Source organism: Roseateles depolymerans (genome assembly GCF_003387155.1).
Lineage (GTDB): Bacteria > Pseudomonadota > Gammaproteobacteria > Burkholderiales > Burkholderiaceae_C > Roseateles > Roseateles depolymerans.
Genome location: NZ_QUMT01000004.1, coordinates 164,287 through 188,025, shown reverse-complemented (window position 1 = coordinate 188,025; position 23,739 = coordinate 164,287). Strand labels below are relative to the sequence as shown.

Annotated in this window: 20 protein-coding genes and 1 pseudogene; 9 read left to right on the top strand and 12 right to left on the bottom strand. The window is 66.8% G+C overall.

The window, feature by feature from the left end; all coding sequences use genetic code 11:
* Positions 1-125: 125 nt before the first annotated feature.
* Positions 126-2,054, top strand: coding sequence for an ABC transporter substrate-binding protein (locus DES44_RS19755; protein WP_232309886.1), 1,929 nt, complete (start codon positions 126-128; stop codon positions 2,052-2,054).
* Between the two features lie 55 nt (positions 2,055-2,109).
* Here the strand turns inward: DES44_RS19755 and DES44_RS19750 are convergent, their stop codons facing one another.
* A complete protein-coding gene (locus tag DES44_RS19750) occupies positions 2,110-2,703 on the bottom strand; it encodes an ORF6N domain-containing protein (protein WP_058937036.1) in 594 nt (197 codons plus the stop codon).
* A gap of 164 nt (positions 2,704-2,867) precedes the next feature.
* On the opposite strand from DES44_RS19750, the gene DES44_RS19745 reads away from it, so the two are divergent.
* The 7 genes and pseudogenes from DES44_RS19745 to DES44_RS19710 all read left to right on the top strand — a co-directional run bounded on the left by DES44_RS19745 (position 2,868) and on the right by DES44_RS19710 (position 12,220).
* Positions 2,868-4,355: a sensor histidine kinase gene (locus tag DES44_RS19745; protein ID WP_232309885.1), complete on the top strand. Its 1,488-nt coding sequence runs from the start codon at positions 2,868-2,870 to the stop codon at positions 4,353-4,355.
* Entirely contained in the window at positions 4,319-4,933 is a 615-nt protein-coding gene (locus DES44_RS19740) for a hypothetical protein (RefSeq protein WP_058937034.1), read from the top strand. The genes DES44_RS19745 and DES44_RS19740 overlap by 37 nt, the downstream gene beginning before the upstream one ends.
* Positions 4,930-6,293, top strand: a pseudogene (locus tag DES44_RS19735) (sigma 54-interacting transcriptional regulator). The gene DES44_RS19740 and the pseudogene DES44_RS19735 overlap by 4 nt, the downstream one beginning before the upstream one ends.
* Before the next feature lie 162 nt (positions 6,294-6,455).
* Positions 6,456-7,988, top strand: a complete 1,533-nt coding sequence (locus DES44_RS19730) for a glucan biosynthesis protein G (RefSeq protein ID WP_058937033.1) — start codon at positions 6,456-6,458, stop codon at positions 7,986-7,988.
* A complete protein-coding gene (gene mdoH, locus DES44_RS19725; protein WP_058937032.1) occupies positions 7,985-10,087 on the top strand; it encodes a glucans biosynthesis glucosyltransferase MdoH in 2,103 nt (700 codons plus the stop codon). The genes DES44_RS19730 and mdoH overlap by 4 nt, the downstream gene beginning before the upstream one ends.
* A 665-nt stretch (positions 10,088-10,752) precedes the next feature.
* The gene (locus DES44_RS19715; RefSeq protein WP_058937031.1) at positions 10,753-11,223 is read left to right on the top strand and encodes a hypothetical protein; all 471 of its coding nucleotides are present in this window, start codon (positions 10,753-10,755) and stop codon (positions 11,221-11,223) included.
* Positions 11,224-11,563: 340 nt separating this feature from the next.
* Complete coding sequence (locus DES44_RS19710) at positions 11,564-12,220, top strand: HEAT repeat domain-containing protein (RefSeq protein WP_170156707.1); 657 nt, start codon at positions 11,564-11,566, stop codon at positions 12,218-12,220.
* Positions 12,221-12,270: 50 nt separating this feature from the next.
* On the opposite strand, the gene soxA is transcribed toward DES44_RS19710, so the two are convergent.
* The 9 genes from soxA to DES44_RS19665 form a co-directional block, all read right to left on the bottom strand.
* A complete protein-coding gene (gene soxA / locus DES44_RS19705; RefSeq protein WP_083525961.1) occupies positions 12,271-12,930 on the bottom strand; it encodes a sulfur oxidation c-type cytochrome SoxA in 660 nt (219 codons plus the stop codon).
* 170 nt (positions 12,931-13,100) lie between these two features.
* Positions 13,101-13,424, bottom strand: coding sequence for a thiosulfate oxidation carrier complex protein SoxZ (soxZ, locus tag DES44_RS19700; protein WP_058937028.1), 324 nt, complete (start codon positions 13,422-13,424; stop codon positions 13,101-13,103).
* 4 nt (positions 13,425-13,428) lie between these two features.
* On the bottom strand, positions 13,429-13,857 hold the full coding sequence (locus tag DES44_RS19695; protein ID WP_232309884.1) for a thiosulfate oxidation carrier protein SoxY: 429 nt from the start codon (positions 13,855-13,857) through the stop codon (positions 13,429-13,431).
* Positions 13,854-14,273, bottom strand: a complete 420-nt coding sequence (gene soxX, locus DES44_RS19690) for a sulfur oxidation c-type cytochrome SoxX (RefSeq protein ID WP_116001796.1) — start codon at positions 14,271-14,273, stop codon at positions 13,854-13,856. The genes DES44_RS19695 and soxX overlap by 4 nt, the downstream gene beginning before the upstream one ends.
* 32 nt (positions 14,274-14,305) lie before the next feature.
* On the bottom strand, positions 14,306-16,510 hold the full coding sequence (locus DES44_RS19685) for a xanthine dehydrogenase family protein molybdopterin-binding subunit (protein WP_058937027.1): 2,205 nt from the start codon (positions 16,508-16,510) through the stop codon (positions 14,306-14,308).
* A complete protein-coding gene (locus DES44_RS19680; protein WP_058937026.1) occupies positions 16,507-17,010 on the bottom strand; it encodes a (2Fe-2S)-binding protein in 504 nt (167 codons plus the stop codon). Before DES44_RS19680 ends, DES44_RS19685 begins: the two co-directional genes overlap by 4 nt.
* Positions 17,011-17,242: 232 nt before the next feature.
* Positions 17,243-17,788, bottom strand: coding sequence for a hemerythrin domain-containing protein (locus DES44_RS19675; RefSeq protein ID WP_083525959.1), 546 nt, complete (start codon positions 17,786-17,788; stop codon positions 17,243-17,245).
* A gap of 87 nt (positions 17,789-17,875) precedes the next feature.
* A complete protein-coding gene (locus tag DES44_RS19670) occupies positions 17,876-19,513 on the bottom strand; it encodes a sulfatase-like hydrolase/transferase (protein WP_232309883.1) in 1,638 nt (545 codons plus the stop codon).
* 124 nt (positions 19,514-19,637) lie between these two features.
* Entirely contained in the window at positions 19,638-20,753 is a 1,116-nt protein-coding gene (locus DES44_RS19665; RefSeq protein WP_058937024.1) for a hypothetical protein, read from the bottom strand.
* A 195-nt stretch (positions 20,754-20,948) separates the two neighbouring features.
* Between DES44_RS19665 and DES44_RS19660 the strand changes: the two genes are divergently transcribed.
* Positions 20,949-22,589, top strand: a complete 1,641-nt coding sequence (locus tag DES44_RS19660) for a C13 family peptidase (RefSeq protein WP_058937023.1) — start codon at positions 20,949-20,951, stop codon at positions 22,587-22,589.
* An 18-nt stretch (positions 22,590-22,607) separates the two neighbouring features.
* Here DES44_RS19660 and DES44_RS19655 read toward each other — a convergent pair whose 3' ends face one another.
* Both DES44_RS19655 and DES44_RS19650 read right to left on the bottom strand, forming a co-directional pair.
* A complete protein-coding gene (locus DES44_RS19655) occupies positions 22,608-22,982 on the bottom strand; it encodes a cyclophilin-like fold protein (protein ID WP_058937022.1) in 375 nt (124 codons plus the stop codon).
* 227 nt (positions 22,983-23,209) lie between these two features.
* The gene (locus tag DES44_RS19650; RefSeq protein WP_083525958.1) at positions 23,210-23,737 is read right to left on the bottom strand and encodes a (R)-mandelonitrile lyase; all 528 of its coding nucleotides are present in this window, start codon (positions 23,735-23,737) and stop codon (positions 23,210-23,212) included.
* Between the last annotated feature and the right edge of the window lie 2 nt (positions 23,738-23,739).

Sequence of the window (23,739 nt, the reverse complement as noted above, 5' to 3'; positions counted from 1 at the left end):
CCCGTGATGACTCAGCTGCGAGCCGTGATGGAGCCGGGGGGCGGTGTCGCACGATGGCGGCGAGGCTGACGGCCTGCGGGACGTGGCACCTGGCCGTCCTGTTGGCGGTGACCGCATCGATGGGCTTGGACGGTACCGCCTGGACATCCTCTGGCGCGGCCAGCGCGCAGCGGCCAGTCGCGACGAGTGCCGCTCCTTCAGGGCCCCAATCCGCCACGGACACAGCGCCGGCGGCCGCGACCTCGACTGCATCGGCGGCGCCAACAACGCTATCGACGCTTCCAGCCCCTTCGCCGATCCCGCCGAACCCGTCGGCACCGCCGGGCCGGGAGAAGGTCCTGCGCTACGCCTTCCTGGTCGCCGAAAGCACATTCGACCCTGCGCAGATCAGCGACCTGTATTCGCGGGTGATCACGGCCCACATCTTCGAGTCGCTCTACAACTACGACTACCTCGCGCGGCCCTACAAGCTCAAGCCCAACACGGCCGCCGAGATGCCAGAGGTGACGGACAACTACCGCACCTGGACCATCCGCCTGCGTCCGGGCACCTACTTCTCGGACGATCCTGCGTTCAAGGGCCAGCGCCGGGAGCTCACCGCGCAGGACTACGTCTACAGCCTCAAACGCTTCTTCGACCCGGCGGTGAAATCCCCGCTTTATTCCAGCTTCCGGCAGGAAGGCATCAAGGGGCTGGAGGCGCTGCGCGAAGAATCGCTCAAGCGCAAGAAGCCCTTCAACTACGACAAACCGGTCGAAGGTGTGAAGGCGCTGGACCGCTACACGCTGCAGTTCAACCTCGAATCCCCGCGGCCGCGTTTTCTCTACAACCTGGCTGGTGGCGACACCTATGGCGCGGTCGCCCGTGAGGTGGTGGAGCACTACGGCAACAGCGTCGGCGAGCATCCGGTGGGCACCGGTCCGTTCCGGCTGGACCGGTGGCGGCGCAGTTCCTTCATCCGTCTGGTGCGCAACCCCCAGTTCCGCGAGGTGCTGTATGACGTGCAGCCCAATGCCGACGATGCCGAAGGCCAGGCGCTGAAGGGCCGATTCCAGGGCCGCCGTCTGCCGCTGGTGGATGCGGTGGAAATCAGCATCATCGAAGAGAGCCAGCCGCGCTGGCTGTCCTTCCTCAAGCGTGAGTTCGACCTGATGTACACGCTGCCCGAGGAATATGCGGACATCGCGCTGCCCCACGGCAAGCTGGCGCCAAACCTCGCCAAGCAGGGCATGCATCTGCATCGGGTGCTGGCCAGTGACCGTTATCTCTACTACTTCAACATGGAAGATCCGGTGGTGGGCGGCTACACACCGGAGAAGGTGGCGCTGCGCCGGGCGATCGCGCTGGCCACGGACGTCGAAGCGGAGATCGCGATTGCGCGCAAACATCAGGCCATTCCGGCGCAGTCGGTGGTCAGTCCGATGAGCTGGGGGTATGACCCGCAGTACCGGTCCGAGAATGGCGAGACGGACCTGGCGCGGGCCAAGGCGCTGCTCGACGTCTACGGCTACATCGACCGGGATGGCGACGGCTGGCGCGACTTGCCGGACGGACGCCCACTGGTGCTGGAGGTGGCTTCGACGCCGGACTCCCGGTCCAAGCCCTACGACGAGCTGTGGAAGCGGGACATGGACCGGCTGGGCATCCGCTTGAAGATCCGGCTGGCGCGCTGGCCGGAGAACCTGAAGTCGGCGCGGGCGGGGCAACTGCAGATCTGGCAACTGGGCTTCAACAACTCGACGCCGGATGCGCAGCTGAGTCTGGAGCTGCTGTACGGACCGGCCTCCGGCGGCCAGAACCTGGGCCGATTCAAGCTGGACCGCTTCGACGAGCTCTACCGGCAGATGCTGGTGCTGCCGGACGGGCCGGAGCGGCTGGCCCTGCTGCGCGAGGCACAGCGGCTGACCACGGCCTACATGCCGCAGAAGTACCGAACGCACCGGATGGTGATCGACATCACCCAGCCCTGGGTGCTGGGCTACCGCCGGCCCTTCTTCAACCAGATGTTCTGGCAGTACGTGGACGTTGATGTGGAGAAGCAAACTCGACAGTGACGGGAAACGTGCAAGGGAAGGGCGTGCGCCCCAGGTTCCCTCAGCCCGTCGCTCCTCAGTCACCAGCCGTTTCGGCATCCCCCTTGGCGAGGAAGCCGATAGGACGCTTCGGTGGCTCCGGGGGCGCCATCAGTTGCCGCAGGGCGTCGAACACCTGCTTGAGTTGCAGGCGGGTGGTACGGCTGAATTCGTCGTGGCTGATGGACAGGGCCTCGGTCTTGCGCTCGAGCTCATCCAGCCGCTTGGCCAGATCGCCGTGCGTCACGGCCAGTTCACGCAGGCGGACGAAGGCGCGGACGACGTAGATGGCGACTTCGATGGCACGAGGGCTGTTCAGAATCATGGCGGCCATCAACGCACCGTGCTCGGTGAACACGCGCGGCGCGTATCGGCGTCCGCCTCGCGCGGGAGTCTCTTGCGCGTTTGAGGTCGCAAATTGCGACCTCAAAGCTTCAAACTCCTCCGGCGTCAGGGTGAACATGAAGTCCACTGGGAATCTGGCAACGTTACGCTTGACAGCTTCGTTGAAGCGCTTGGTCTCGACACCATACAGAGCTGCGAGATCGGCATCGACGATGACTCGTTGTCCGCGGATATCAGCAATTCTCAGCGTGGGCGAATCGGGGGTGAGCGGTGGAAGGGTGTGCATAGAAACGGGCCGTGGGTGGGGAGGCGGAAAAGTCTAGTCATGCCTTGCCAGACGCCATGTCGTTTCACGCAAAGTCAGCGTAGGTCGCCAAGTGACACCCTGACCCCAACTCGCCATGCCCCCGGGGCTACACTGCCCGCCATGTCCACCCCCCATGCCCAGCCATGCTCCCGGCGAGAGCCGATGGCGCCGTTGCGCTGATGTTCGGCTTCTTCCGCATTTCCTTCCGCCAGGTGCTGCTGATCGGCTTTCTGCTGATCGCTGGTTTGCTCTCGGCCGCGTCGCTGGGCGCGCTGCTCACGCTGGAGCGGCTGACCGTGCAGGGGCGCGAGGCCGTGCTGCGCGCCGCCCGCATGGGCACCGAAGTGCAGCAACTGGTCGAGCGCAGCGTCGGCATGGAGCGCGCCGCCCGTCAGTACCTGGTGCTGGAAGACCGCAGCCTGCGCCAGCGCTTCGAGGACGACGCCGAAGATGCCGAGCGTCTTTTGCAGCAACTGCGGGAACAGTCGCTGCAACCCGCCGCGCTGGACGCCTGGACCGCCAAGCTGGCCGAGATCCGCAATCTGCTGGACCAGGCCGTCAAACCAGGACCGGCCCGCCGCAAGGAAGCCGACCTCACCGCCAAGTTCCGCGAACTCGGCACCCTGACCGCGCAGCTCGGCGACATGGTGCGGCAGCACACACAGCAGAGCAACGGCTCGCTGCAGGACCAGCTGGAAAGCGGACGGGTCAAACTGGGTCAGCAGGTGCTTGGCGCGATCGTGCTGTCGGTGCTGCTGGCCATGGCCTTCGGTTTCTGGCTCACCCGGCCGCTGCGCCGGCTGGAGCAAGCCATCGTGCGCCTGGGTGAAAACCGCCTGGAAGAACCGATCGACTTCCGCGGCCCCGCCGACCTGCAGTCCCTGGGCCAGCGGCTGGATTGGCTGCGCCTGCGCCTGGGGGAACTCGATGCCGACAAGGCGCGTTTCCTGCGCCACATCTCCCATGAACTGAAAACCCCGCTGGCAGCGCTGCGCGAGGGGGTGTCGCTCCTGGAAGATGAAGTCGCCGGGGCTCTGAATGACAAGCAACGCGAGGTGGCCCGCATCCTGCGCGACAACACCGCCGTGCTGCAGCGCCAGATCGAAGACCTGCTGCGCTTTAATGCCGCCGCCTTCGAAGCCCGCCGCCTGCAGCGTCAGCCGACCGAGCTGGCGTCGCTGATCCAGGGGTCCATCCAGGCGCAGCGGCTGCAGTGGCAGGCCCGCAACCTGCGCATCAGCGTGGAAGGCGGCCCGCAGGAGATCGAGGTGGATCCGGACAAGCTCGGCGCCGCGTTCGGCAATCTGCTCTCGAACGCGATACGCTTCGCCCCGCCCGGTGGCGGAATCCGTTTCGAACTGTCGCGACGGGACGGCCATTTGCTCATTGACCTGAGCGATGACGGTCCCGGTGTGGCGCCGGCCGATCAGGCCCGAATCTTCGAACCCTTCTACCGAGGCGAACGCCAGCCGGAGGACGCCTTGCGCGGCACCGGCATTGGCCTGTCCATCGTCAAGGAGTACATCGCCGCGCACGGCGGGCAGATCGACCTGCTGCCCTCCGAGCGGGGTGCCCATTTCAGAATCAGTCTGCCATGCAGCCACACGCACCTTCCACCCGCCCACGCCTGACGCTGACCCCGGTCCTCACCAGCCTGTTCCTGCTGCTGGCAGCCGGTTGCGCGCCGCTGCCGCCCAAGACGGTGGTGCGCGAGGTCCGTGTGGAGGTGCCGGTGCAGGTGCCCACCGTCAGCCCCGCCGATGCCGCCACCCGCAGCCTGCTGGCCTATCACGACCGCATTCGCCAGATGGGCACGGCCGAGCTGGCGCAGGAAGTGCTGCCGCGCGACGACGCCAACCTGCCGGCGGCCAACGCTGTGCCGCTGGCCCTGGCGCTGATGACCAACCATGCGCCGGGGGAACTGGCGCGGGCGCAGTCCCTGCTGGACCAGGTGCTGCGCCAGCCGGACACGGGCGACTGGAAACCGATCGCGCAATTGCTGCTGGATCGTCTGGTGGAGCAGCGCCGGCTGGAAGACCAGGCCGACAAGCTCAACCAGCAGCGCGCCAGCCTGCAGCAGCGCCTGGACCAATCCAACCAGAAGCTCGAGGCGCTCAAGGCCATCGAACGCAGCCTGGTGGCGCCGCGGCCTGCGTCGCCGGCCCAGCCGCCGGCCGCCAGTGCACCTGCCAACGGGGCCTCCAAATGACCGGTCCGCGCCTGCTGGTGGTCGATGACGACGCCGACCTGCTCAAGCTGCTGTCGATGCGGCTCGATGCCGCCGGCTACGAGGTCACGGCCGTCGCGTCGGCCGAGGCCGCGCTGACGCACCTGGCGGTGCAGCGGCCCGCCCTGGTGCTGAGCGACGTGCAATTGCCTGGCATGGATGGCCTGGCCCTGTTCGATGCCATCCGCGAACGCCACCCCGCCCTGCCGGTGATCCTGCTGACCGCCCACGGCACCATCCCCGATGCCGTGGCCGCCACGGCGCGCGGGGTCTACACCTATCTCACCAAACCTTTCGACGGCCGGGCCCTGCTGGACACCATTGCCCAGGCCCTGGCTCTGACGGCCCCGGCGGGCGATGCGCAGGACGCGGGCGACACCGAGTGGCGCCAGGGCATCGTCAGCCGCTCCAACGTCATGGCCGAGGTGCTGGCCGAGGCCAAGCTGGTGGCCGCCTCCCAGGCCAGCGTGCTGATCCGCGGCGAAAGCGGCACCGGGAAGGAACTGCTGGCCCGCGCCATTCATGCCGCCAGCCCGCGCGCGGGCAAGCCGTTTGTGGCGGTGAACTGCGGCGCCATTCCGGAGGCGCTGCTGGAGTCCGAGCTGTTCGGTCATGTGAAGGGCGCCTTCACCGGGGCGGTCAGCCACCACCGGGGTCTGTTCCAGGCTGCCGACGGCGGCACGCTGCTGCTCGACGAGATCGGAGACATGCCGCTGCCGCTGCAGGTCAAGCTGCTGCGGGTGCTGCAGGAACAGCAGGTGCGGCCGGTGGGGTCCAGCGAGTCCTTGCCCATTGATGTGCGCATTCTCTCGGCCACCCATCGGGACCTGGACGTGGCCATGGCCGAAGGCCTGTTCCGCGAGGACTTGTATTACCGGCTCAATGTGGTCAGCCTCACATTGCCCAGCCTGAGCGAGCGCCGCGAGGACATACCACTGCTGGCCCAGCATCTGCTCACGCGCCTGGCCGACAAATACAACAAGCGGCTCAACGGCTTTGCGCCGGAGGCGATGAAGGCCCTGAGCATGGCCACCTGGCCCGGCAATGTCCGCCAACTGCACAACGTGGTGGAGCAGGTGTGCGCGCTGGCCACCTCGCCGCTGATTCCGCTGTCGCTCGTGCAACGGGCGCTGCGAGTGCCCAGCATGGAAGTGCTGAGCTACGCCCAGGCCCGTGAACGCTTCGAGCGGGAATACCTGGTGGGCCTGCTCAGCTCACCGACGGCAACGTGGCGGACGCTGCACGGCTGGCCGAGCGCAACCGCACGGAGTTCTACCGTTTGCTGCAGCGCAACGGCCTGAATCCAGGGCTTTTCCGGGCGGATCCGCCTGTCGCTGAATAGCGACAAGGAAAAACTCAATCAAATCAATCACTTGGAACAATCGGCGGCAGATCCGTCGCTGTCCGGCGACACATGAACCGGCAAAATTGCCGTTCGGATTCCTAAGTTGTTGATTTAAAAGGGTTAAGTGACATGGCACGGGGGTTGCTTTAACCCCGGTACATGCGTACTCCAGCCCCCACCCTCACCCCCCGATACGCCGGCCTTCTGATGGGCCTGGCGCTCATGCTCCGCTGCGCCGCAGCACAGGCATTCGGCTTCGATGATGTGGCCGAGCGTGCACGTGCGTTGGCGGCCAAGCCCTACCAACCGTCCAGCCAGGCCCTGCCGGCCGAGCTGAAGAATCTCGACTACGACGGCGCCCGCGACATCCGCTTCAAGCCCGCCCGTGCGCTGTGGCGCGAAGACAAGCTGCCCTTCGAAGTGATGTTCTTCCACCTCGGTCACTACCAGACCGAGGGCGTGCGCATCCATGAGATCAAGGACGGCAACGACCAGCCGATTCCCTATCGCACCGAAGACTTCGACTACGGCAAGAACAAGCTGTCCCCGAAGAAGTGGGGCGACTTGGGTTTTGCCGGCTTCCGTGTCCACTACCCGCTGAACAACAACGGCTACAAGGATGAGCTGGTGGTGTTCCAGGGCGCGTCCTACTTCCGCGTGCTGGGCGCGGGCCAGCATTACGGCCTGTCGGCCCGGGGCCTGGCCATCGACACCGTCGGCGGCAAGGGCGAGGAATTCCCGCGCTTCACCGAATTCTGGATCGAACGTCCGGCCGCCGATGCCAAGTCGCTGACCGTTTATGCGCTGCTGGACTCCAAGAGCGTCAGCGGCGCCTACCGCTTCGTGGTCCAGCCGGGCAGCGAGACGGTGGTGGACGTGAAGGCGCGGATCTTCCTGCGCAATCCGGTGGCCACCCTGGGTCTGGCGCCGCTGACCAGCATGTACCTGTTCGGCGAGAACCAGCCGCAGATCGGCGACTTCCGCCCCGAGGTGCACGACTCCGACGGCCTGATGGTCAACAGCAGCAGCGGCGAATGGATCTGGCGCCCGCTGATGAACCCCAAGGGCATCTTCACCACCTCCTTCGGTCTGCCCGGCGTCAAGGGCTTCGGCCTGATGCAGCGTGACCGCCGCTTCGCCAGCTATGAAGACGTGGAAGCCCGCTACGACAAGCGACCCTCCACCTGGATCGAGCCGGTGGGCGACTGGGGCCCAGGCCGCGTGGAGCTGATGCAGCTGCACACGCCTGACGAGACCCACGACAACATCGTCGCCTACTGGGTGCCTGCCAAGCAGCCCGCACCGGGGCAGCCGCTGGACTTTGCCTACAAGCTGCACCAGCAGGGCGACGACCCGCAGCAGCGTCCGCCGGGCGCCTGGGCGGTGCAGACCCGTACCGGCTACAGCTACGCCAAGCTGGCTGCCAACGAGGTCCAGTACATCGTCGATTTCGAGGGGCCCTCCCTGAAGGCCCTGCCGGCCGGCGCCGAGGTCAAGGCGCAGCTGAGCACCAACGCCAACGGACAGATCACCGAAGCCAACGCCTATCCCAACCCGGCCACGGGCGGCTGGCGCATGACGGTCCGAGCCAAGCAACTTCGCCCCGGGCAGCCTCTTGAGCTGCGCGGCTTCCTGCAACACGACAACAACGTTCTGACGGAAACATGGAGCCTCGTACTTCCTCCCCAATGAGTGCCGGCCTCGCCGGCCCGGCGGGCGCCAGCGCTCCGCCGGTCAACCGTGGTGCCATGGTGCCGCGTCCGTGGTTCAGCAGCGCGCCCATCGAGGGTGCGCTGCCCGCGGCGCCGGAACTGGCCCCCTGGGAACGCGCCGCCCGACGTCGGCGCCAGGCCTTGATGCTGTCCATCGGTGCGGCCACCGCGCTGGCGACCAGCGTGCTGGTGCACACACAGGGCGGCTGGGCCACACCGGGTCTGCCGCTGATGCTGCAGTGCCTGCATCTGAGCCTGTTCGTGTTGCTGTTCGCCTGGGTCAGTGCCGGCTGCGTCACCGCGGTCATGGGCTTCTGGGTCCAACTGCGTGGGGACCGGCATGCCTTGTCGGCCCACTCGGCAGGCAATGGCCCGATCAGCGCGGACGCACGCACGGCCCTGGTCATGCCGATCTGCAATGAGGACGTGACCACCGTCTTCGCCGGCCTGCGGGCCAGCTGCGAATCGCTGGCCGCGGCGGGTGCCCTGCGTCTGTTCGACGTGTACATCCTGTCCGACAGCAGTGATCCGGAATGCCGCACGGCCGAGCTGGCCGCCTGGGCAGAGCTGCGCGAGCAGTTCGCCGGTCAGGGCCGCATCCACTACCGCTGGCGTCAGCGCCGCGTGAAGAAGAAGGCCGGCAACGTGGCCGACTTCTGCCGCCGCTGGGGTCGCAACTACCGCTACATGGTGGTGCTGGACGCCGACAGCGTGATGAGCGGCGACTGCCTGCTGACCCTGGTGCGTCTGATGGAAGCCCATCCGCGCGCCGGCATCCTGCAAGCGGCCAACCAGGTCTGCGGCCACGAGACGCTGCATGCCCGCGCCCAGCAGTTCGCCAGCCGCGTCACCGGCCGCCTGTTTGCTGCCGGCATGCAGTACTGGCAGCTGGGCGAGGCCCACTACTGGGGCCACAACGCCATCATTCGCGTCGAGCCGTTCATGAAGCACTGCGCGCTGGCGCCGCTGCATGGCAAGGACATCATGTCGCACGACTTCGTCGAAGCGGCCCTGATGCGCCGGGCTGGCTACCAGGTCTGGCTGGTGCACGACCTGGTCGGCAGCTATGAACAGCAGCCGCCGCACCTGCTGGCTGAACTGCAACGCGACCGTCGCTGGTGCCAGGGCAACCTGCAGAACCTGCGCCTGGTGGCCGAGCCTGGCCTGCATTCGGTCCACCGTGCCATGCTGGTGACGGGTGCGCTGTCCTACTTCACCGCGCCGCTGTGGCTGCTGTATGTGTGCCTGGGTGCGCTGCTGTGGAACGTGGGTGGCAATGACGCCTTCCATCCGTTCACGCCGGAAGGCACGCTGGCCCCGGGTGTGCTGGCCCTGTGGGTGGGCACCATCGGCATGCTGACGCTGCCGCGGGTGCTGTCCGTCGGCGCTGTGCTGCTGCGCGGCGAGCAAGGTCAGTATGGCGGTGCGCTCAAGCTGCTGGGCAGCAGTGCCGTGGAAGCCGTGATGGCGCTGCTGCAGGCCCCCCTGCGCATGGTCGCGCACAGCATCTTCTGCCTGGTGGCGGTGACCGGCATCTCGCTGGAATGGAAGTCGCCCCCGCGGGCGGCTGAGGACGTGTCCTGGAAGGAAGCTTTTGCGGCCTTCGGTCGTCCGGGTCTGGCCGCGCTGGCGGTGGCCCTGGTGCTGGCGGTGCTGCGTCCGTCCACGCTGCTGTGGATCGCGCCGATCGCCCTGCCGCTGATGCTGGCTGCGCCCATCACGGTGCTGACCAGCCGGGCGCGTCTGGGTGCCCGTGTGCGTCAGATCGGTCTTCTGCTGATCCCCGAGGAAAGCCGCACCCCGACCGTGCTGCGCCACGCCTGGGCCTACGGCCAGCAGAGCCGCAGCCTGCCGGGCTGGGCCGACATGCTGAAGAACCGCCACCTGCTGGCGCTGGCCTGCCAGGCCATGGGCCGTCGCGACACCGGTCGCGGGCTGCGGGCGCATGTGCGGGACCTGCATCTGTCGCGCATCGCGATGCTGCCGGGGGCCCTGCACAGCATGGCGGCCAATGAGCGCATGCGTTTCCTGAGCGAGCCGGGCCATCTGCTGCGACTGAGCCAGCTCAAGGCCGCCTGATCCCGGCTGCCTCCCGTTGCTCCGGCGCGGGTCGTGGTGTCCACTTCGGTGGCGCCCGACCCGCGTTTTTCATTGGAGCGGCCGGAAGCTGCAAAAGGTGACACCGTCGACACTTCGCTTGCTGAGCAAGTTCTCCGTGGTTTGGGTGGGATTGTTGGTGGTGCAGTAGGCGTCCAAGGGTGACTGGGCCGGACGACCGTTTCCCGATCTTCGATTCCCGATTGCTTTCGCCGGTTTCGGATTCAGGTTTCCTGTCTCGTCACGGCGGCATCAGTCCAGCCTTTCGATACCAGCGCATGCAGGCAGACTCCAGAGCTAGATATGAGATCACGCTCGGGACGGTGAACCAGGGCCACACAGCAATGGCGGCGCATTGGGGTGCCACGAGAAGCCAGCAAGAAAGCTTGTAGCCCAAAGGGAGCAACCGATATCGATGCCCCTTTTCCGGGCTCCGGCGGAACTCACTCCGATTGAGCATGGCGTGGCCACCCAGCAGCACCAGGTAGGCAAGCAGGAAGACAATGACTTCGGAGCGGCGTGGCATCGATCGTTGAAATACAGTCAGACCAGCGCTGTAGTGAGCAGACATCGCTTCGCCTGGCATGGAGCCGGCAATCTACACGAAAGTGGTTCATGACGACTGGCCGCATTGACAGTAAACAGCCATGACGGATCTTCGCTTTACTATCGCCCGTTGGATCGCAATCCCTGCCGCCCTGTTTCTTGCCGCGAATTGGCTGCTACTGCCTTCGCGGCTGCAGGTCTCCAAAGCAGTAGAGACGACCGCCCTTGTGACTCGATCAGAAGTAAAGGGCGTGGATTACCTCTTTCTACAGACGCCTGACTTCGGTGAAGTCCGGGTGCAGTGCGTTAACGCGCCAACACTCTGCAGGCTGCCCATGCCGCGTCAGGGCACTCCTCTTCATGTCTGGCTGCAAGATACCGGCCTTTTGGGTGGGCGCTGGATCGTGGCCGCTGAGCTTGGCGAAAAACCAGTTGCGTCCGAGGAGTCTCAGGCCCCTGCTTTCCGCACCGCGAAGTTCATTTGGGGTTTCGTCTCTCTCATCGGCCTCGGCGTAGCGTTCGTACTCTGGTACTTTGCCCCGTTTGAGAGGCTTGACGCGCAAGAGACCTGAACACTGCCCTCAGGAGAGGCCTGCGCGCTTGGATCGCCCGCGGTGGTTCCGTTTGCAGGCCTTGCATCGGGTGAGCGTGGCGCAATTGGACGCGCTGGCGAATGAGCTGCCGGATGCGTCCGTGTGGGCCGGGGCGTTGTTAGCATGTGAGCCGATGAAGCGGACGTCCAGAAACCCCAGCAAGAAGAAGAGTCTTCAGCGTCTTGTCCGTACAGCGCTCCGGTGCTGGGACACTGACAAAGGCTGGTGCGCCATCGCAGAACTCCAGATGCGAGGCTCACCGCGCACCTTGGCGAGTGCAAAGCGTTTGGCGCGAAGTGCCAGCTGGCGCCGGCGGAGCTTGGGCCTGTACATCGCTTCTCAGCTGACGCAGCGAAAAGGTGCTTCGAGCAGCGAGTACGCCGTGGAAGAAACGCACAAGCTCCTGCTGGACGGCCTGCACGATCAACACCTTGACGTCGTTCGCGCCGCAGTATCCGGCCTCGGGCACCGCCCCCACCCTTCGGCACTGGCGGATCTCGTCAGGTGGTCGGCGCATCCCCATACGAGCCTCCGGTGGAATGTGGCCGTGACGCTGGGTCGATATGAGGATCCAATCGCCATCGAAGCGCTGCTGAGACTGGCGGTCGACCCCGATGACGCTGTGCGCGACTGGGCGACGTTCGGGCTGGGCTCGCTTCAATCCGCGGACACCCCCGAGATCCGAGCGGCGTTGTGGAGGAACCTGGACGATCAGGACGCAGACGTGCGTGGAGAAGCCCTGGTGGGACTGGCCGTTCGGCACGACGAGCGAGCGGTCGACCATCTGGTGGAGCACTTAGGTCCCCAGTGTCTCGTCTATGACCTGGATGCTGCCCAGGCGCTTGCTGTTCCCAGGTTGCTGAGCCCGCTCCAGGCGATTGCCGGGGCATTGAAGGACGAGGACAAAGAGGGCTATTGGTTCGGACGCCTACAGGCCGCCATTGAGGCCTGTCGCACGGAGTCCTGCGACTCTTAGGAGTTGACCGAGCCCGGCCGCCGGGACTGTGCATCGGCGTCGCCTGCGCTTCAGGGCCGGACGGCCGGTGTTTCCAACCGCAGCCCACTGGCGCGCTGCATCAGATACATCTCCAGCTGCGTGAGTTCGTCTTCATTGAGCGGCGCGGCGCGGACACCGGTGGTGCAGTTGAGCAGGCGCCGCGGCAGGCTCCCCATGCCCTGCCACTCCAGCCGGTAGATCGGATAACCGGTCGCAAGGCCGGAGGGGATCACGGCGCCGGCCAGCCGCCCGCCGGCCCGCTCCTCATGGCACTGGGCACAGGACAGGTTCAACTGCCCCATCCGCATCCGATACAGCGCTTCACCCGCTTTCTGCCAAGGCAACAGCCGCTTGTCCTCCGGCGGTTCGATGGGTACTCCGCGCGACTGCTGGCCGATGAAGGCCGCCAGCGACAACAGGGCCTCGCTCTCGCTGCGCCAAACCGGTTGCGACTGGCGGGTGCTGCGGCAGCGGTTGATCTGCTGCATCAGCGTCAGCGGGCGTTGCAGGGGCTCGGAGAATGCGGGGTAGCGTGCGGCCACGCCCGACATGCCGTCCGTATGGCACCCGGCGCAGGCCGGTTTGCCATTGCCGGGTGCCGACTTCCACAGCTCGCTGCCCTGCGCGACCCACAGCATCGCGGGGTTTTGTGCGTCGCTGCGTTGCATCGCCTGCAGGGACGGGGTCATGAAGTCGAAGCCTGAGCGAGGTGCCGCGCGGGAGGCCGAGAAATGCACGTTCGATGGTGACGCTGTTGCGGACGTGGCAGGCACAGCGGCCGCCGCGGACGCGATGGACAAGGCCGACGCCACCGGCGCGACGCATACAAGCGCAGCAATGGCTAAGCCCCCCACAGCGGTCACCCCGTCACCACCAGAGGTCGCACTTCCCGCTGCTCGAACCCATGATCCCCGGTCCAGCGGAACTCCAGATCCCCGCTGCGATCGGCCACCAGTGTGAACGCCACGTAGGGATTCGCAGCAATGGCGGGAAACAGATCCAGCCCGATCACCACCTGTCCCAGATACCGGCATTCGAAGCGGGTGATGATGTCGCGCGGAACGACCCGGCCCTGGTCGTCACTGCGGTGGCCGGTCTCCATCGGATGGGCAATGAGCCATTGCACGTCCACCGTCTCGCCGCGGCGCGCCGTGGCCGGCATCGTGATGCGGGTGATGGCCATGGTCTCAGCCTCCTTCGATGCAGGCGGCCAGCGTCACGATGACGTCCACCCGATGCGACCACCAGCGGCCATCGGGCGTCTGTGCCACCGCCACCAGTTGCTGGCTGGTGGCCAGCCGGATGCGGGTGGAGAGCCGCGCGCCGGCCGGGCTGGGCTGCAGTTGCGCCTGAAGCACCTCGCGCTGCGGATTGAGTTCGTTGAACAGCGCCAGCACCTGCACCGGCTGCCGGGTTGAGAGCGTCACCGGCACCGCATTGCCGTTCTCGATCAGCGGTGCAATGTCCAGTTGGACCTCGCCGGCATTAAGGGGCTGCCCCTGGGTGAAAGTCCGCAGCGCCTGCTCCAGTTCGGCGCGGCTGGCCAGGGCGGGCCGGGGCAGCAGCGCCGCCAGGGACAGCGCCTGCAGCATCAGGCGACGCGTGGGGCGGCTCACTTCAAGGTCCTCAGGTAGGCCACGATGTCCTCGATCTGCTGCGCATCCAGCACCGGCTTGTTGTCGAACTCACGCGCGACCCGTTGCAGTCCCGAATCCGGCCCCGCGCGATAGTAGGCCGGCATGATCGATTGCGCGTTCACCGCCTGTGGCGCCACCAGGCGCAAGCGAAGCTGCCCCTCCGACAGGCGCCGGCCCACCCCCGCCAGATCCGGCGCAAGGTTGCCTTGCTGCCGCTCCTCCGGAATCGGAGCGGCATGGCACAGCAGGCACAGGCCCTGGGACCGTTGGGCCACGATCGCACGCCCGCGTGCCGCATCTCCCGCGCGCCCCTCCAGCGGTGCCGGAATGGCATCGCCCTCCACCTTGAAGGGCACCAGAAGACTGGTGGCCAGCATCCACTCGAGCAGCGGCATGGTGGTGTTGGGAGCAGCCCGCCCCGCGGCCGTCAGGCCACCTTGGGCTTGAGCGTATGCCGGGACAGCGGCAGCTCCCGGATGCGTTGCCCGGTCGCGGCGAAGATCGCATTGAGCACCGCCGGCGCCGCCACGGCGATGGTGGGTTCGCCCACCCCGCCCCAGAAGCCTCCAGAGGGCATGACGATCGATTCCACCTGCGGCATGTGCTCCATCTTCACCACCGGATAGGTGTGGAAGTTGTCCTGCTGCACTCGGCCGTCCTTCAGCGTGATCTCCCCGAACAGCGCGGCCGACAGCCCATACACGAAGCTGCCCTCCACCTGCGCCTGGATCTGCTGCGGATTCACCGCATGGCCGGGATCGGTCGCGGCGGTGATCTTGTGGATCTTCAGCGTGCCGTCCTTGGCCACTGACACCTCCGCGCAGGCCGCCACGTAGCTGCCAAAGCCCATGATCTGCGCCAGGCCCCGGTAGTGGCCCTTGGGCGCGGGCTTGCCCCATCCCGCCTTTTCCGCCACCGCATTGAGCACCGCCAGATGCTTGGGCGACTGGGCCAGCAGCTCTCGGCGCAGCGTCAGCGGGTCCTTGCCGGTGGCATGGGCGACCTCGTCGATGAAGCTCTCGACATAGATGGCGTTCTGGTTGAGGTTCACGCCGCGCCAAAAGCCCGGCGGCACCGGCGGATTGCGCATCGCGTGGTCGATCAGCAGGTTCGGCACCGCATAGCCGAAGGCGCCTTCGGTGCCGCCCTGGTTCAGTCCCTGGAACACCACCGGATCCACGCCGTTCTTGATGTTCTGCGGGAACAGGTCGGCCACGATGGACTGCCCGGAGATGCGCATGTGCAGCGCCTGCAGCTGTCCCTTGGCATCCAGGCCGGCGGTGAACTTGCACTGGGTGATGGGGTGGTAGCGGCCATGCAGCATGTCCTCTTCCCGGCTCCAGATCAGCTTGACCGGGGTACCCGGCATGGCGCGGGCAATGGCCACAGCCTGTCGCACCCAATCGTGCACGGCACCGCGTCGGCCAAAGCCGCCACCCAGGTGGATCTTGTAGACCTCGCACTGCGCCGGCGGCAGGCCCGCGGCTTCCGCCGTCGCCGCCAGCGCGGCTTCGCCGTTCTGGGTGGGCGTCCAGACTTCGCAGCGCTCCGGCGTCCATCGCGCCGTGGCGTTCATCGTCTCCATGGTGGCGTGGTTCTGATGCGGATAGCTGTAGACCGCCTCGATCTTGCGGGCGGCACCGGCCAGAGCGGCGGTCACGTCCCCCTGTCGCTGGCCGACCGCTGCTTCTGGTGCATCGAGACCGGCCTTGAGCGTGGCGGCGATCTGCGCGCTGTCCAGCTTGGCGTTGGGGCCTTCGTCCCATTCGATGGGCAGGGCGTCCAGGGCGGTCTTGGCCTGCCACCAGGTGTCGGCCACCACGGCCACGGCAGTCTCGCCGACCGGCACCACCTTCTTCACGCCGGGCCGGGCGGCAATCGCTGCGGCATCAAAGCGCTTGACCTTGCCGCCGAAGACGGGGCAATCCTTGATCGCTGCATTGAGCAGACCCGGCATCTTCAGGTCCATGCCGTAGACCTGGCTGCCATCGAGCTTGCCGCGTGTGTCCAGCCGCTTGTAGGGCTTGCCGGCAATCTTCCAGTCTTTCGGGTCCTTGAGGGCGATGTCGGTGGGCGGCGTCTGCGACACCGCCGCCGCGGCGAGCTGGCCATAGCTGAGGGTGCGACCGCTCGCGGCATGGCGCACCTGGCCCTGATTCGTCGTCAGCTCACCCACCGGCACCTGCCACTGCGCCGCAGCGGCTTGCATCAGCATGGCCCGCGCACTGGCGCCGCCCTTGCGCACGTAATCGTGAGATTCCCGCACGCCGCGGCTGCCACCGGTGGAGAAGCTGCCCCAGGCGCGGTTGCGCGCCAGGTTCTGGCCGGGGGTCGGATATTCGGTCCGCACCCGCGCCCAGTCGCAGTCCAGCTCCTCGGCCACCAATTGGGCCAGACCGGTCAGCGTGCCCTGGCCCATCTCCGAGCGGGCGATGCGGATGGTCACCGTCTCATCCGGCTGCACCACCACCCAGACGTTCAGCTCGGGCGTCGCTCCGGCGGCCGGAGCTTCCGCGGCCAGACTAGGCACATGGAAACCCAGCATCAGCCCGCCCGCTGCGGCGCTGGACTGCAGGAACAGACGCCGTCCGGTATCCACCTTCAGAATCTCGTGCTTGTGCGGCGCATTCATGCTTCGCTCCCATTGGGGTCCAGCAGGCGGATGGCGATGGACTTGCGGGGCACCTGGCCGGCTGCCAGATGGATCGCCGCCCGCACCCGGTTGTAGGTGCCGCAGCGACAGATGTTGGTCATGGCGCTGTCGATGTCCGCATCGGTCGGTTTGGGTTTGGCCTTGAGCAGGGCGGCCGCGGCCATGATCATGCCGCTCTGGCAGAAGCCGCATTGGGGCACGTCCAGCGTGGCCCAGGCTTTCTGCACCGGATGGCTGGCATCCCGGGAGAGGCCTTCGATGGTGGTGATGCGGTCGGTGGCCGACACGCTGGAGAGCGGCCGCACGCAGCTGCGCACCGCTTCGCCGTTGAGGTGGACGGTGCACGCCCCGCATTGCGCGAGCCCGCAACCGTATTTGGTGCCGGTCAGCCCCAACTGCTCTCGCAGCGCCCACAGGAGCGGTGTGTCGCCATCGGCGTCCACCTCCATCGTCTTGCCATTGACTTGCAGCTGAGCCATGTCGTCTCCCTGAATGCGGTGGGCCCGCGGGCGCTGGTTGGCGGCCTGGCGCGGGCAGCAAGAGAAGCCGTCACTGTAGCGAGGCGACCCGCCGGCTGCGTTCGGGATTTCGCGGAGACGCTGCCGCCCGGACAGCGGTTTCCCGGAAGGGAGACGCTCAAAAACACAGGGGCGACCTTCCGGAGAAGGCTGCCCCTGCGGCGTTGGGTGTTAAACAGGCGTCAGTGCGGGGTCAGTGCGGCAGCATCTCGCCGTTCATCTTCTCCGCCATCAGCTCGTCCTTGCGCTGCTGGAGGCGTTCGCCCATCTCCACCAGGTCGAGCTTGGACTTCTTCACCTTGGGGAACATCTCGTTCTGTTCTTCCTTGACGTGATGCTTCACCCATTCGCCCATGACGGTGATCTTGGCGTCGTAGTCCTCACCGTCGGGCTCCACGCCCTCCACGGCGGCGATCAGGTCCTTGACGCTCTGATGCTCGACGCGGGCTTCAGGCACCATCTCCTTGTCCTTCAGTGCGGCCTGCACCTCGGGGTAGAGGATCTCTTCCTCGATCTGGGCGTGAACGCTCAGCTCCAGGCAGATCTCGGACACGATCTGCTTCTTCTTGGCGGCGGACCGGGTCTTCTTGAACTGCTCGAAGAGGTCGTTCACCTTCTTGTGGTCGGCGCGCAGCAACGCAATGGCGTCCGGCGTCTTCTTGACCGCCACACGACGGGTCGTGGTGGCAGCACTGCGTGCGCTGGTCTTGCGGCTGGCGGTCGTGGCTTGCGTGGGCATGTAGGAACTCCTTGCGGATGTGCAGGATTGCGTTGGAGACAGCGGGCAAGCGCGATGCCCACTGGGTTTCCAGCCGCCCAGCGAACCTTAATGGTCGTAGCGGGCCACGCGCACTTGCAGCCGGGGCGGCTCCCAGGCATAGGCGGGATCGAGCACGTCGCGTTCCGGACGGTCGTCCTGCCACCGCAAATGCATCAGCGACGCCAGCGTCCACGCCGACCAGTCGACCCGAAACCGTGCGTCCGCCAGCGCAGGGTCGAAAGCACCATCGCTGCGCCACACCACCGCGGGCACGCGATAACCGGCGCGGGTGCCGGGGCTGTGGCCCGCACGGGCCACTTCATGCCCCACCTCCTGCCCGTGGTCCGAGAGGAACATCCAGGCCGCGCGGCCACTGGCCGGCGTGTGCTGGCGGGTCAGGCGCAGCGACTGGGCCACCACGGTGTCGTGATAGGCGATGGCCGTGTCATAGGCGCGGCGGGCAGACCGGATCCACAGCGGCTGTCCGTCGCGCTGCAGGCGCTGCTCCACGGCGTCGTCCACGTCCGCAAACGGCTTGAAGTGCTCGGGCGCCCTCAAGGCGTAGTGCGGATGGGCGCCCAGCAGGTGCACCACGATCAGCTTGCGCGGGGCCGGGTCCGTCAGCGCTTCTTCCAGGCAGTCCAGCAGCTCGCCGTCCAGGCTCACGGTGGAGCGGCCCGGGGCGCGGTTGATCATCTCCACCTCGTCGGCCAGGCGGGCATGCTGCTGCTCGATGGCCAGATCGTCGTGGTTGCTCATCCACCAGACCCGGTAACCGGCCGCGCGGGCCAGGGCCAGGATGTGCTGGCTGTTGCCCGCAGGTTCGCCGATGTCCCGTTCCCCAAAGCTGAACAGGCCGCTGAGCGAGGCCACCGTGCCGGACTCCGCCGACCAGGCATGGCGGATGGCGATCAGCCGGCCCTGTTCCTCGTCACGGAGCGCCGCCAGCTCGGGCGTGGTGGGGCGCGGGTAACCGTACAGGCTCATGTTGTCCCGGTTCACGCTGTCGGTCAGGATCAGCACAACGGTGGAAGGGCCGTCCACCGACAGCACCGGCGCCTGGGCGCGGGCATTGGCCAGCAACTGCTCCCGCTCCAGGCGCTGATCGCTCCAGCCTTGCTGCAACTGGACCACCGACTGGGCCCACTGCGGCCAAAACAGCAGCGGATGGTGACGCCGCCAGGGCTTGATCAGCAAGGCCGCCAGGCACAGCAGCACTAGCAGGCCCAGCACCCAGCGCTGCCATCGCGGAATGGCCGCCTGGTGATGGCCGCTGCGCCACACCAGCGCCGTGACGGCGGCAAGGGCGGAGAGCAGGCCCAGGGCCAGCGGCCAGAGATCCCGTCCATGGGCCTGGAGGTACTCCTGGGTCTCCTGCGGCGTCGTGTTGGCAATGGCGGCCACCACCAGGGCGCTGTCCGGGGCGGCCTGGTAGGCCTGCTGCAGGTAGAGCCGGGCGGCCGCGTCCACTACAAACAGCGCCAGCAGCGCGGTCACCACCACGAGGCGCAGCCGGGCAACTGCGGCGGACCGCAGCGGCCAGCGCAGCCAAAGCAGGGGCCCCAGGGCCAGCACGAACACCTGGGCGACACGGTGTCGGTCGTGGGCCAGGATGAGGGCGGTCAACAGCGCCAGGCTCAGCAACAGGGCCGCAACGGGCGCATTCATACGGCGGCCAGCCGCCGGCAACAGACGTTTGAACATGGGATCGAGGCAATGGACCGCCGCGATGCTAGCGGGCGCGGCGTCCAATCCGGTCAGCGAAGTCGAGCGCTTGTCGACTCAAAAACCGCTGCAGCGGAGGTCATGGCGAGCGCGCACCGGCGATTCAGGTCGGGTCACCCCGAAGCACCCATTGCTGGCCGTTCTTCAGGGCCACGCGCACGGCGATCTGTCCCGCCTCATTGACCGACACCGGGTTCAGGGCGAAATCGGTCACCGTCGAGCCCAGCAGCGGGTCGCCCAGTCCGAGGATGCGATGGTGCACCGCGTCCGTGCCGCAGTAGATGCCGAGCTGGCCGCCCGCTGGCGTGCCATAGAACACGACCGGACCGGCGTTGTTCAGCAGCAGGCCGCGATAACTCTCAAAGGCAGGATCCGGGCCGATCCAGCGGTTCAGGCCGCCCGCGGTGGCGATGAACACGCTCCAGCCGGGTGAGCCTCGCGGTCGGGCCACAAACGCCACGTCTCCGCGGTCGTTCATCGTCGGGAAGGGGGCGATGTCGTCGAAGTCACCGCCGGTCGCGGCAACTTCCAGGCAGGGGCCGTCGAGTTGCCGCACAAAGACGCCTTCGCGCCCGTCACGCAGGCTGGCGCGGAAGGTCACATTGCCCCCGCCGTTGACCACTGGCAATCCGGCGAAGCCGCTGAAGCGCTCGTCCGATTCGGCGACCGTGATGACCTGACCGTCCCGCCAGAGTAGGAGACTGGCTGTACCCCGGTGCGTGGTGGCACGAAAGGCGACGTCGCCGCGCTCGTTCATGGTCGGGCCCAGCGGGCCGATGCCATAGAGCTGCCTGTCAGCGCCGGTCGTCTCCCAGCGTCCACCGGCCTTGCACAAGGCCAGGACTTCCTCGCCCGACGGCTGCCTGGCGTAGACCGTCACATCGCCCGCTGAGTTGAGGTCCGGGTGGCTGGTGAAGGCGGCCAGCGGGCAGGTGGGGGTGCCGGTCACGCCGATCTGTGTGACGGCTTCTCCATCGGCGGTGAAGACGCCGGTTCGTCCATCCCGCAGCCCGGCCTGGAAGCAGATGAGGCCATCACCCCGAATGGAGGGCACGTAGGGCTTGAAGTCGGCGAAGCTGCTGCCGTGACTGAGGTCGGCGCTCCCATTGCCACTCTGATTGCCGCTCCGATTGTCGATGGCGCTGCCAATGCCGTAGCCGCTGTCGATCGTAGTGGTGGCCACCGGGGTGAGGGTGTAGCGTCTGATTGCGGCCGTCATTGCGCGAGGTCTGTCTTTGAGTGATTGAGTCCCTGCGTCCTTGACGCTGCATGATTCTAGAGACACCCCGCCTCACGACTTTGCGCAATTGTTCCGCCTGGGTCACCTCCGCAAGAACAGGCATGAGAACCGGCGCGGCTACCATTCCGGCCACAAGAATGCGCCTGCAGATGCATCCAGGCGGAGGGAGAAGTTGTGACTGAAAACGAAAACACCCGCGCCGAGGCCACCTCTGCGCAGACAGCTCCTGCGGACAGCGCCGCTGCGCCCATGCCAGACGTGAACGCCCCCGGCACCCGCCAGGAGGCTGTGGCACCGGACCCGCATATGCGCCCATTCAGCCACGCCGCCCGGGATTGGCTCAAGGTGGGCGTGCGGGTGCTGACCTTTCGGAAGCCGGATTGGTCCGGACTCCAGGTGCATCCCATCGCCGTCCTCGCGCTGCTGGCCCTGTCCTACCTCATGACGATGGGCTCCCAACGCGGGATGATGACGGGTCCCGTCCACTTTTACCCGAAAGCATGGCTGGCCGGCTGGGCGACGTACGGGATCGTCCTGTGGACATGCTGGGTGGTCAGCCGATCTGCGTCAAAGCGCGAGTCGGCCCCGCCGACTCCGTCCGTGCTGTTCATGGCAATGCTGGTGTCGGATCTCATGGCTTTGTTGCCCGTGTCGGTGCTGCTGGTGTCCTTGCACCGCTGGGTCAAGCCGATGCCCGAATGGCCGGATGTCCTCCGTGGGGCGGTCTACCTCGGCACCACCGCCTGGTGGATCCTGATTCAAATACGGATGCTGATCGGGGTCGCTGGCTCGTGGCTGGTTCGGGGCGCAGTGGTGGTGCTGTTGCCTCTGTCCTTTTTGATCTCCCAACAGTGGCAGCCGGCGATTTTCTGGTGGAAACAGCCCGCCACATCCAATTCCAGTGTTTCCAGCACGTCCAGCGCTTCCAGCACGTCCAGTGTTGCCAGCACATCCAGTGAGTCCAGCAAGTCAAGCAAAGCCAGCGAATCCAGCGAATCCGGTGAGTCTGACGAGTCCAGCTACCAAGGGCTGACCCTGGACGACGAGGTGGTCTTCGGGCAGCCGGAACTGCTCGCCCGGACCCTGAAGGCCGTGCAGCCACCCCGCCCGGGACAGGTCAATCTCTATTCGATCACTTACGCCCCCTACGCGTCCCAGGACGTGTTCATGAAGGAAAGCCGGGTGGTCACCGAGACCCTGGAAAAGCGCTTCGGGGCCCAGGGGCATACCGTGGAACTGGTGCTGAACCCTGCCACCGGCACCACGCTGCCGTGGGCGGTGCCGCTGGCGCTGCGCAAGTCGATCCAGCACATGGCCGATGTCATGGACCGCGACCGTGATGTGCTGTTCCTGCATCTGACCTCGCATGGTGCTCGCTCCGGCGAACTGGCGGTCGATGCGTGGCCGATGGAGAGTGCACCCGTCACGCCGGTTCTGCTGAAGCAATGGCTGGATGAGGCGGGCATCCGCTGGCGCGTGATCTCCATTTCGGCCTGTTACTCCGGCAGCTGGATCGACGCGCTGGTCAGCAAGGAGACGCTGGTGATGACGGCCGCGGACGCGGACCATACGTCCTACGGCTGCGGCTCCCGGTCGCCGCTGACCTTCTTCGGACAGGCCATGTATGTGGATGCGCTGGCCAAGACTTGGTCCTTCGAGGAGGCGCATGCGCAGGCTCGGAAGTTGATCGCGACGCGGGAGAAAGAGGCCGGCAAGACGGACGGTTATTCCAATCCGCAACTGCGGATGGGGACCGCCATCCGTCCCGTGCTGGAGCGGCTGGCCGCGCAGCAAGCCTCACTGGCCAAGCAGTGATGGACGAGCCAGCGGCGGTCAACCCGGCGTGGCGCGATTCGATGGGGACGGAGCCAATCGTGCCTCGAAGCTGCCGCTGCGCGCCACGAGAGTGAGGCCGCCGCGGATGCGCCCCAGGCGGATCAACCCTGCTGAATAGCGGAAATCCTGATGGAACAGCGCGAGGTTGCCCCATGGCGCGTAGTAGGCCAGGTCGCCAGCGACGGGCTTCACGCCGGCAGGGGCGTCGGTGGTGACGAGCTTGCGTGGCAGGGTGGCGATTTTTTCAGTGGCGGCATAGTCCTCCCAGGTGAGCGTCAGCGGCAGCAAGGAGATCAGGTCTCGCGCCGTCGGCGACGCATCGAGGTCGATGCCGATGAGGTGTTCGCCGATCTGGAGCTGGAGAGCGGGCATGGCGGAAGCGGGCGTGTCGGTGACGTGAGCGGAGGGTCGAGGCGCGTTTGACGCGTGCTGTGGCGGCGTGCGCTCAAGCGCACCGGCCGCCGTCCAGGGGGCCGGGCTGGCGATAGCGGTCACTGTGGGCGCCCCAAGCGACAGCGCCGCGGCTGCTTTGAGAGCGTCTCGACGTGAGATCGGATGGCTGGACCGCATCGGCATTGGCATTGGCCTCGGCAATGCCTTCAACGGCCAATCTGCTCGTCGGTGGCCGGTTCCAGCCAGTCCACGCTCTTGCCGTCCAGCGACTCGGTGATGGCGATATGCGTCATGGCCGCCGTCGCGGTCGCGCCGTGCCAGTGCTTGACCCCGGCGGGAATCCACACTACATCGCCCGCCCGAATCGACTCCAGCGGCCCGCCCCAGCGCTGCACCTGGCCCGCGCCGGCGGTCACGATCAGGGTCTGGCCGACGGGATGGGTGTGCCAGACCGTGCGCGCGCCAGGTTCAAAGGTGACCGAGGCGCTGGACGAGCGCCACGGCGCGGTGGGCACATGCAGCATCTCCACACGCACCCGGCCAGTGAAATTCTCCGGGGCGCCATTCATCGAAGGCGCCGTGCCGACCTTCGTCACGATCAACGGGGCGGTCCGGGCGGATGCTGGGGTGGCGGCCTGGGCGGCCGTCGAGGCGTCTGTCGCAGCGGCGTCTGCGGGGGAGCACAGGCCGGTCGCTGACAGGGCGATCAAGGCGGAAGCGGTCGAGGACTTCATGG

What these genes read in the sequence shown, in the direction of transcription:
- DES44_RS19750 (WP_058937036.1), bottom strand. Translation starts at nt 2,703, where the DNA reads ATGCACACCCTTCCACCGCTCACCCCCGATTCGCCCACGCTGAGAATT.
- DES44_RS19745 (WP_232309885.1), top strand. Translation starts at nt 2,868, where the DNA reads ATGCTCCCGGCGAGAGCCGATGGCGCCGTTGCGCTGATGTTCGGCTTC.
- DES44_RS19740 (WP_058937034.1), top strand. Translation starts at nt 4,319, where the DNA reads ATGCAGCCACACGCACCTTCCACCCGCCCACGCCTGACGCTGACCCCG.
- DES44_RS19730 (WP_058937033.1), top strand. Translation starts at nt 6,456, where the DNA reads ATGCGTACTCCAGCCCCCACCCTCACCCCCCGATACGCCGGCCTTCTG.
- mdoH (WP_058937032.1), top strand. Translation starts at nt 7,985, where the DNA reads ATGAGTGCCGGCCTCGCCGGCCCGGCGGGCGCCAGCGCTCCGCCGGTC.
- DES44_RS19715 (WP_058937031.1), top strand. Translation starts at nt 10,753, where the DNA reads ATGACGGATCTTCGCTTTACTATCGCCCGTTGGATCGCAATCCCTGCC.
- soxA (WP_083525961.1), bottom strand. Translation starts at nt 12,930, where the DNA reads ATGACCCCGTCCCTGCAGGCGATGCAACGCAGCGACGCACAAAACCCC.
- soxZ (WP_058937028.1), bottom strand. Translation starts at nt 13,424, where the DNA reads ATGGCCATCACCCGCATCACGATGCCGGCCACGGCGCGCCGCGGCGAG.
- soxX (WP_116001796.1), bottom strand. Translation starts at nt 14,273, where the DNA reads ATGCCGCTGCTCGAGTGGATGCTGGCCACCAGTCTTCTGGTGCCCTTC.
- DES44_RS19685 (WP_058937027.1), bottom strand. Translation starts at nt 16,510, where the DNA reads ATGAATGCGCCGCACAAGCACGAGATTCTGAAGGTGGATACCGGACGG.
- DES44_RS19680 (WP_058937026.1), bottom strand. Translation starts at nt 17,010, where the DNA reads ATGGCTCAGCTGCAAGTCAATGGCAAGACGATGGAGGTGGACGCCGAT.
- DES44_RS19675 (WP_083525959.1), bottom strand. Translation starts at nt 17,788, where the DNA reads ATGCCCACGCAAGCCACGACCGCCAGCCGCAAGACCAGCGCACGCAGT.
- DES44_RS19670 (WP_232309883.1), bottom strand. Translation starts at nt 19,513, where the DNA reads ATGTTCAAACGTCTGTTGCCGGCGGCTGGCCGCCGTATGAATGCGCCC.
- DES44_RS19665 (WP_058937024.1), bottom strand. Translation starts at nt 20,753, where the DNA reads ATGACGGCCGCAATCAGACGCTACACCCTCACCCCGGTGGCCACCACT.
- DES44_RS19655 (WP_058937022.1), bottom strand. Translation starts at nt 22,982, where the DNA reads ATGCCCGCTCTCCAGCTCCAGATCGGCGAACACCTCATCGGCATCGAC.
- DES44_RS19650 (WP_083525958.1), bottom strand. Translation starts at nt 23,737, where the DNA reads ATGAAGTCCTCGACCGCTTCCGCCTTGATCGCCCTGTCAGCGACCGGC.